General features: G+C 67.9%; 3 protein-coding genes. 2 read left to right on the forward strand and 1 reads right to left on the reverse strand.

Translation table 11 applies throughout. The annotated features are described in order from the left end of the window. Positions 1 to 124 precede the first annotated feature (124 nt). Positions 125 to 1,054 carry a GTP cyclohydrolase MptA gene (mptA, locus tag GJ633_RS16000; protein WP_156589567.1) on the reverse strand — a complete coding sequence of 310 codons (930 nt, stop codon included), beginning with the start codon at positions 1,052 to 1,054 and terminating at the stop codon, positions 125 to 127. Positions 1,055 to 1,276: 222 nt separating this feature from the next. On the opposite strand from mptA, the gene GJ633_RS16005 reads away from it, so the two are divergent. Then, complete coding sequence (locus GJ633_RS16005; RefSeq protein ID WP_156589568.1) at positions 1,277 to 1,570, forward strand: 50S ribosomal protein L21e; 294 nt, start codon at positions 1,277 to 1,279, stop codon at positions 1,568 to 1,570. A 7-nt stretch (positions 1,571 to 1,577) separates the two neighbouring features. Next, on the forward strand, positions 1,578 to 1,934 hold the full coding sequence (locus GJ633_RS16010; RefSeq protein ID WP_156589569.1) for an RNA polymerase Rpb4 family protein: 357 nt from the start codon (positions 1,578 to 1,580) through the stop codon (positions 1,932 to 1,934). Positions 1,935 to 2,153 lie beyond the last annotated feature (219 nt).

The raw sequence follows: 2,153 nt of genomic DNA on the forward strand, positions 1-2,153 counted from the left end.
ACGAGGCCTCGTCGCCGGCGGAGACGCCAGACGAGCTGATGCGGCGGGTCGCGGAGACGGTCGAGTGAATCGAGTAACGTAAATCGAGTAACGCGGGTGACCGGCGACCGCACGAGCGCCGGCGCTACCGCGCGTCGAGTTCCGCGCGCAGGTCGCCCATCCGGACCTCGCGCTCGGCGTGAGCGTTGTGCTGGTGGATCGACTCGTCGTTCGACTGTTTCATGCGGATCACGGCGTCGTCGGGCAGGTGGTCGAACTCCGCGACGGTCCCCTCGGCGAGCGCGCGGACGCAGTCCTCGACGAACTTCGCGTCGGCGTGCGCCTCGTAGGTCATGTGGTCCTCGTCGGGGCGTTTCGCCATGTTGTAGATGCGCGCGCTCATCGAATCGCGGGCGACGTCGATCACGTCCCGCAGGTCGATCTCGGGGTGGCCCTCCGTGGTGATCGTCAGCGTCGCGTGGCCCCGCTGTGAGTGTCCCGGCTGCGGGACGGCCTCCAGGAACGCCTCGGTCGTCTCCTCGTCGACGCCGAGCTCGGCGAGCTTCTCGCGGGCCCGCGCCTCGCTCATCCCCTGCGAGCAGGGACAGACCGTCATGCCGGTGACCTCCGCGCCGATCTCCTCGCGGGTTCCCTCCTCGGTCGCGGTCGCGCTGGCGACGATCGTCGCCGTGCTCTGGGTCTCGATGTTCGACGCGGGCGTGTGCTCGCGGGTGACGAGCTCGGCCGTCATCGACACCTCCGCGGTGGTGGTGTAGTCGTGTTTCTCTAAGAGGCGCTCGGCGGCGTCGCCGCAGACCTCCTCGACGCGGTACGCCTCCTCGCGGGTGATCTCCTCCAGAATTTCGTCTATCGTCGCGAGGTTCCGCGACATGTCGATCCCCTTGCGGCCGCTGGGAAGGTCGACGAACACCTCGAACTCCGCCATGAGGACGATCGGCCGGTCGCCGTTCCGCGAGATCTTGACGAGCTTCTCCACGCCGGTGACACCGACCTGTGAGAGCCCGACGGTGACGTCGGGCGCCGACGCCTGGACGTCCGGCAGCTGGTGACTCATTACGGATCGGTACGGAACTCGCGGGATTAGCCCTTTCGAAAGGCGGAGGATCGTCTGGTACTCGTGCCCGCTCGCGAGCGGCCGAGGAGGCACGAGAGGTGTAGCGGTGACCGTGGGGACGTCGACGCGACCGCCGGAGGCAACACGGCGTGTGACGATCCCCCGCTCGGCGGGGCGTAACGCACGATTTATAACGGCGGCAGCGGAAGGGGAGCCAAGACCATGCCGAGTTCCAATGGACCCCAGAAGGCGACTCGAAACAAACTCTCGAACGACCCGCGCGACCGCGGGACCTCGCCCCCGCAGCGGGCGATCCAGGAGTTCGAGGAGGGAACGCAGGTCCACCTCAAGATCGACCCGAGCGTCCAGAAGGGCCGCTTCCACCCCCGGTTCGACGGCCGTACCGGGACCGTGACCGGCAAGCAGGGCGCCGCGTACACGGTCGAGATCCCGGACGGCGGGAAGACGAAGACGCTCGTCGTCTCCGCCGCCCACATGAGCGCCCAGCAGAACTGACCCCGCGATGACGATATTCAAAGAGAAGCTCGATGAGGAGTACGTCACCACCGCGGAGGCGAAGGACATCCTCGTGGAGATCGAGGCGGAGCGCGCGGCCGACGAGGAGCGCGACCTCCGGTACGAGCTCGCCCGGGCGATCGAGCACGTCAACCGCTTCGCGACGCTCGACGCCGAGGAGTCACGGGAACTCGTCGAGGAACTCGCGGAGCTCGAGCAGATCGACGTGCCGACCGCGGTGAAGATCGCCGACCTCCTGCCCGAGGACCGCACCGAGCTCCGTTCGGTGTTCGCCCAGGAGCGGTACTCCCTCGACGGCGACGAACTCGACGAGGTCCTCAACGTCGTCGCGAAGTACGCCTGACGGCGGTCCGCGGCGGAACTCTCTCGGACCGACGCCACGTTTTTTCGGGTCGCCGTCCGTACGTCGACCCGCATGTATCACACCACCCTCATCCCGACCGACGCGAGCGACACCGCACTCGAGGCGGTCGAGGACGCGATCGACGCACGGCGGGAGGGAGGGGAGAGCTACACGTGCTCGGGCGTCGTCGAGGGAGATCCCCCGATGCATACCCCGCTC

This window comes from Halorubrum sp. CBA1125 (assembly GCF_009742825.1).
Taxonomy (GTDB): Archaea; Halobacteriota; Halobacteria; order Halobacteriales; family Haloferacaceae; genus Halorubrum.

Excerpts from the sequence above, each read along its gene's own strand:
- mptA (WP_156589567.1), bottom strand. The coding sequence starts at position 1,054 with ATGAGTCACCAGCTGCCGGACGTCCAGGCGTCGGCGCCCGACGTCACC.
- GJ633_RS16005 (WP_156589568.1), top strand. The coding sequence starts at position 1,277 with ATGCCGAGTTCCAATGGACCCCAGAAGGCGACTCGAAACAAACTCTCG.
- GJ633_RS16010 (WP_156589569.1), top strand. The coding sequence starts at position 1,578 with ATGACGATATTCAAAGAGAAGCTCGATGAGGAGTACGTCACCACCGCG.